Origin of the sequence: Streptomyces sp. NPDC046915, assembly GCF_040644935.1 — a bacterium.
In the GTDB taxonomy this organism is placed as follows: domain Bacteria; phylum Actinomycetota; class Actinomycetes; order Streptomycetales; family Streptomycetaceae; genus Streptomyces.
In genome coordinates, this window is record NZ_JBEYXB010000058.1 from 1 (window position 1) to 5,343 (window position 5,343).

4 protein-coding genes are annotated in these 5,343 nt (G+C 71.0%); 3 read left to right on the forward strand and 1 reads right to left on the reverse strand.

Annotation, left to right across the window (positions count from 1 at the left end):
* On the reverse strand, positions 1–1,778 hold a 1,778-nt coding region (locus ABZ915_RS48595), incomplete at its 3' end, for a type I polyketide synthase (RefSeq protein ID WP_361817868.1).
* Positions 1,779–2,082: 304 nt separating this feature from the next.
* Between ABZ915_RS48595 and ABZ915_RS48600 the strand changes: the two genes are divergently transcribed.
* From ABZ915_RS48600 to ABZ915_RS48610, 3 genes are all read left to right on the forward strand, one after another.
* Complete coding sequence (locus ABZ915_RS48600) at positions 2,083–3,258, forward strand: cytochrome P450 (protein ID WP_361817871.1); 1,176 nt, start codon at positions 2,083–2,085, stop codon at positions 3,256–3,258.
* Positions 3,255–3,458 carry a ferredoxin gene (locus ABZ915_RS48605; protein ID WP_361817875.1) on the forward strand — a complete coding sequence of 68 codons (204 nt, stop codon included), beginning with the start codon at positions 3,255–3,257 and terminating at the stop codon, positions 3,456–3,458. The genes ABZ915_RS48600 and ABZ915_RS48605 overlap by 4 nt, the downstream gene beginning before the upstream one ends.
* Before the next feature lie 116 nt (positions 3,459–3,574).
* Positions 3,575–5,343: type I polyketide synthase (locus tag ABZ915_RS48610; RefSeq protein ID WP_361817878.1), on the forward strand; the 1,769-nt coding region annotated here is incomplete at its 3' end.

The following is a 5,343-nucleotide window of genomic DNA, read 5'->3' on the forward strand; positions in this document are numbered from 1 at the left end:
GCATCGAACGCCTCCGCGAACACCGGCTGCGAGGCATACAACTCCCGCCCCATCCCGGCCCGCTGACTACCCTGCCCGGTGAACAAGAACGCCGTTCGCCCGGCATTCGCCACACCCACCGATGCCTCACCGGCCGCCACCGCCCCCAGCCCCGCCACCAGCTCCGCACGATCCCCACCCAGCACCACCGCCCGGTGCTCGAACACCGTCCGGGTCTCGGCCAGCGAGAACGCCACATCCCGCACACCGAGCGAGGAGTCGGCGGTCACGAGCTCCCGCAGCCGCCCCGCCTGCTCCCGCAGCGCCTCCGCCGAACGAGCCGACAGCACCCACGGCACCGCCGCGCCCGTCTCCGGCTCGGCCTCGACCTGGGCCTCGGTAACCGTCTCCTCCGACGGTGCCTGCTCAAGGATGACGTGGGCGTTCGTCCCGCTGATCCCGAACGACGACACCGCCGCACGCCGGGGCCGCTCCAGCTCCGGCCAGTCCCGCTCCTCCGTCAGCAGGGACACCGCCCCCGCCGACCAGTCCACGTGCGGGCTCGGCGCGTCCACGTGCAGGGTGCGCGGCAGCAGCCCGTGCCGCATGGCGTACACCATCTTGATGACGCTGCCGACGCCCGCAGCCGCCTGCGTGTGACCGACGTTGGACTTCAACGAGCCCAGCCACAGGGGCTGTTCGGCGTCGCGTTCCTGGCCGTACGTCGCGATGAGCGCCTGCGCCTCGATCGGGTCGCCCAGCTTCGTACCCGTACCGTGGGCCTCCACCGCGTCCACGTCCGCCGCCGTCAGCCGGGCGTTGGTCAGGGCCTGGCGGATCACCCGCTGCTGCGAGGGACCGTTCGGCGCGGTCAGGCCGTTGGACGCGCCGTCCTGGTTGACCGCGCTGCCCCGGACGACGGCCAGCACGTCGTGGCCGTTGCGCAGGGCGTCGGAGAGGCGTTCGACGAGGAGCATACCTACGCCCTCGGAGAATCCGGTGCCGTCGGCGTCGGAGGAGAAGGCGCGGCAGCGGCCGTCGGGGGACAGGCCGCGCTGGCGGCTGAACTCGATGTAGATGCGCGGGGCGGACATGACGGTGACGCCGCCGGCGAGGGCGAGGGAGCACTCGCCCTTGCGCAGGGCCTGCACCGCGAGGTGCAGGGCGACGAGGGAGGAGGAGCAGGCCGTGTCGACGGTGATCGCCGGGCCCTCCAGGCCCAGCGTGTAGGCGACGCGGCCGGAAGCGACACTGGTGAGCACGCCGGAGCCGACGTAGCCCTCGACCTCGGCGGGAACGTCGTGCACGCCGGGTGCGTAGTCCTGCGGGATGGCGCCCACGAAGACGCCGGTGTCGGATCCGCGCAGGGCGGCCGGGGTCAGGCCCGCGCGTTCCAGGGTCTCCCAGGAGGTCTCCAGGAGCAGCCGCTGCTGCGGGTCCATGGCCAGCGCCTCGCGCGGGCTGATGCCGAAGAAGTCCGCGTCGAACTCGGCGGCGTCGTGGAGGAAACCGCCGTGCCGGGTGTAGGAGTGGCCGGCCGACTCGGGATCGGGGTCGTAGACGCGTTCCAGGTCCCAGCCGCGGTCGGTGGGGAATTCACCGATGGCGTCGGCGCCTTCGGCGACCAGTTTCCAGAGTTCTTCGGGTGATTCCACGCCGCCCGGAAAACGGCATGCCATGCCGACGATGGCGATCGGCTCGCGGTCCCGCCCTTCGGCATCGGCCAGCCGGCGACGGGTCTGCTGCAAGTCGGCCGTTACACGCTTGAGGTATTCGCGAAGCTTCTCTTCGTTCGGCATGTAAGAGCCATCCCCCTTGGACGATCGGTGCCGGTGCCGCAGGCGTCGCTGACATGCGCTCACTCGTACGCACCGTCAAACTTCGGCAAGGGGGCTTGGTTTCTTCTTTTTCGGCACTAAAGCGGCTGGTGGCGGGGGTTTCCCACGGGCCTCTTGGGCCCATGGCCGACTTTTAGTGTCAGTTTAGGAATCATTCATACCCTGCCCGGGAATTTAGCGTGCTCACCGTACGCCCGTAACGCGTCCGAGCGGGAGGCCTGTTCCCATGACCGATGGTGAGAATAACGAGGCACCGTCCTTTCCGATGCCCCGTTCCTGCCCTTTCGGCCCCCCTTCGGAATACGCGCGGCTGCGGGCCGAGCGGCCGGTCTCCCAGGTGCGTCTCCAGGACGGCAGGACGGCGTGGCTGCTCACCCGGCACCAGGACGTACGGGACCTGCTGAGCAACTCCGCGACCAGCTCCAACCGGGCGCACCCCGCCTTCCCCGCCACCGTCGCCAACACGCAGGCCTTCGCCCAGAAGGGGTTCCTGCTGTCCATGGACGCCCCGGAGCACGCGCTGCACCGCCGCATGGTGACGGGCGAGTTCACGGCCAACCGCACCCGCAGGCTGCGGCCGCGTATCCAGGAGATCGCGGACGAGTGCGTGGACCGCGTGCTGGCCGCCGGCGCCTCGGGCCGGCCCGTCGACCTGGTGCAGGAGCTGTCGCTGCCGGTCCCCTCGCTGGTGATCTGCGAACTGCTCGGTGTCCCCTACGAGTCACGGAGCCTGTTCCAGAAGAACACCGAGGTGCTGCTCGACCGCACCAGCACGGCGGCGGACCGCGAGGGTGCGTTCGCCACGCTCCGGACCTTCCTCGGCGAGCTGGTGACCAGTAAGGACACCGAACCGGACGACGCGCTGCTGAGCCGGCTCGCGGTGAAGTACCGCGAGGCGGGCCGCTACGACCACGAGCACCTGACCGGTTTCGCGATGCTGCTCCTGCTCGCCGGGCACGAGACGACGGCGAACATGATCTCCCTGGGCGTCGCCACGCTGCTGGACGGCGACCCGGCCGAGCTCGCCGCGCTCGTCGCCGATCCGTCCCTGATGCCGCAGGCCGTCGAGGAACTGCTGCGTTACCTGAGCATCGTCGACTATCCGACCTCCCGCGTGCTGCTGGAGGACACCGAGGTCGGCGGTGTCCTCATTCGCGCGAACGAGGGGTTCATCGCGGCGGGGGCCGCCGCCAACCACGACCCCGAGGTCTTCCCCGACCCCGATCGGCTCGACCTGCGCCGCAACACGGCCGGCCATGTCGCCTTCGGCTTCGGCGTCCACGCGTGCCTCGGCCAGAACCTGGCCCGCGCGGAACTGGAGATCGTCTTCAACACCCTCTTCGCCCGTATCCCGGGGCTGCGTCTGGTGACCCCGGTCGACCGACTCCCGTACAAGGACTCGACCGTGTACGGCATCCACACCCTGGAGGTGACCTGGTGACGCTCCGCATCGTCGTCGATCAGGCCGAGTGCTGTGCCTCGTCCATGTGTGTCCTGGTGGCGCCCGATCTCTTCGACCAGCGCGACGAGGACGGCATCGCCTTCGCGCTCCAGCCGGAGCCGGGTCCCGAGCACCACGACGAGGCCCGCGACGCGGCCCGCCGCTGCCCCTCGCTCGCCATCCGGGTCGTCGAGGACTGACCGAGGAGCGACCCGAGGGGTGACCGGTGTGTCACCCGAGGAGTGACCTGAGGAGTCACCCGCCCCCTTTCCGCACACTGACGCTCCCGTCCGGCTGCCCCGAAAGGTTCTCCGCAGTGGCCAGCAACGAAGACAAGTTCCGCGAGTACCTCAAGCGGGCGACCGCCGACCTGCGGCAGGCCCGCCGCCAGCTGTCCGAGCTCGACGCGAAGAACCACGAGCCGCTGGCGATCGTGGCCATGGCGTGCCGCTATCCCGGTGGCGTCGACTCGCCCGAGGGACTGTGGGACCTGGTCTCCGACGGGGTGGACGCGGTCGGGGATTTCCCCGCCGACCGGGGCTGGGCGGAGGACCTGTACGACCCCGACCCGGACGCGAAGGGCAAGTCGACCACGCGGGAGGGCGGTTTCCTCTACGACGCCGCCGAGTTCGACGCGGACTTCTTCGGCATCAGCCCGCGCGAGGCGCTGGCCATGGACCCGCAGCAGCGGCTGCTCCTGGAGACCTCCTGGGAGACCTTGGAGCGGGCCGGCATCGACCCGCGCACCCTGCGCGGCAGCGACACCGGCGTCTTCGCGGGCGTCATGTACAACGACTACGCCTCCCGCCTCACCCCGGCACCGGAGAGCTTCGAGGGCTACCTCGTCAACGGCAGCCTCGGCAGCGTCGCCTCCGGCCGCGTCGCCTACACGCTGGGCCTGGAGGGCCCGGCGATCACCGTCGACACGGCCTGCTCCTCCTCCCTCGTCGCCCTGCACCTCGCGGTGCAGGCCCTGCGCAAGGGCGAGTGCTCCCTCGCCCTCGCCGGCGGCGTCGCGGTCATGTCGACCCCCAGCACGTTCGTGGAGTTCAGCCGTCAGCGCGGACTCTCCGCCGACGGCCGCTGCAAGGCTTTCGCCGAGTCCGCCGACGGCACCGGCTGGGGCGAGGGCGTCGGCCTCGTCCTGCTGGAGCGCCTCTCCGACGCCCAGCGCAACGGCCACCCCGTCCTCGCCGTGGTCCGCGGCAGCGCCGTCAACCAGGACGGCGCGAGCAGCGGCCTGACCGCGCCGAACGGTCCCTCGCAGCAGCGGGTGATCCGCCAGGCCCTGACCAACGCCCGGCTGACGGCGGCGGACGTGGACGCGGTGGAGGCCCACGGTACGGGTACGAAGCTGGGCGACCCGATCGAGGCGCAGGCGCTCATCGCGACGTACGGCCAGGAACGCGACGCCGAACAGCCCCTGTGGCTCGGCTCGTTGAAGTCCAACATCGGTCACACGCAGGCCGCTGCGGGCGTCGGCAGCGTCATCAAGATGGTGCAGGCGATGCGGCACGGAGTCCTTCCGCGCACCCTGCACGTCGACACGCCCACGTCCCACGTCGACTGGTCCTCCGGTACGGTCTCGCTGCTGACGGAGGAGCACGCCTGGCCGCAGCTGGAGCGGCCCCGGCGGGCGGCGGTGTCGTCCTTCGGGATCAGCGGCACCAACGCACACGTCGTGCTGGAACAGGCGCCGGAAGAGCCGGTGACGGCCGAGGTCACGGAGGAACCTGCGGCAGGTGTACTGCCCTGGGTGCTCAGCGCGCGCTCCGAGGCGGCGTTGCGGGAGCAGGCGGCTCGGCTCCGGGAGTTCGTGACCGCGGACCCGTCCCTGCGGGAGCGCGACATCGCCCGGTCCCTGGCCGAGACCCGGACGGTGTTCGAGCACCGGGCGGTGGTGCTGGGTGGGGATCGTGCGGAGCTGGTGGCGGGGCTGGGGGCGCTGGCCTCCGGTGAGGCATCGGTGGGTGCGGTGAATGCCGGGCGTACGGCGTTCTTGTTCACCGGGCAGGGTAGTCAGCGGGCCGGGATGGGGCGGGAGTTGTATGCCTCGCAGCCGGTGTTCGCGGAGGCGTTCGATGC

What these genes read in the sequence shown, in the direction of transcription:
- ABZ915_RS48600 (WP_361817871.1), top strand. Translation starts at nt 2,083, where the DNA reads ATGCCCCGTTCCTGCCCTTTCGGCCCCCCTTCGGAATACGCGCGGCTG.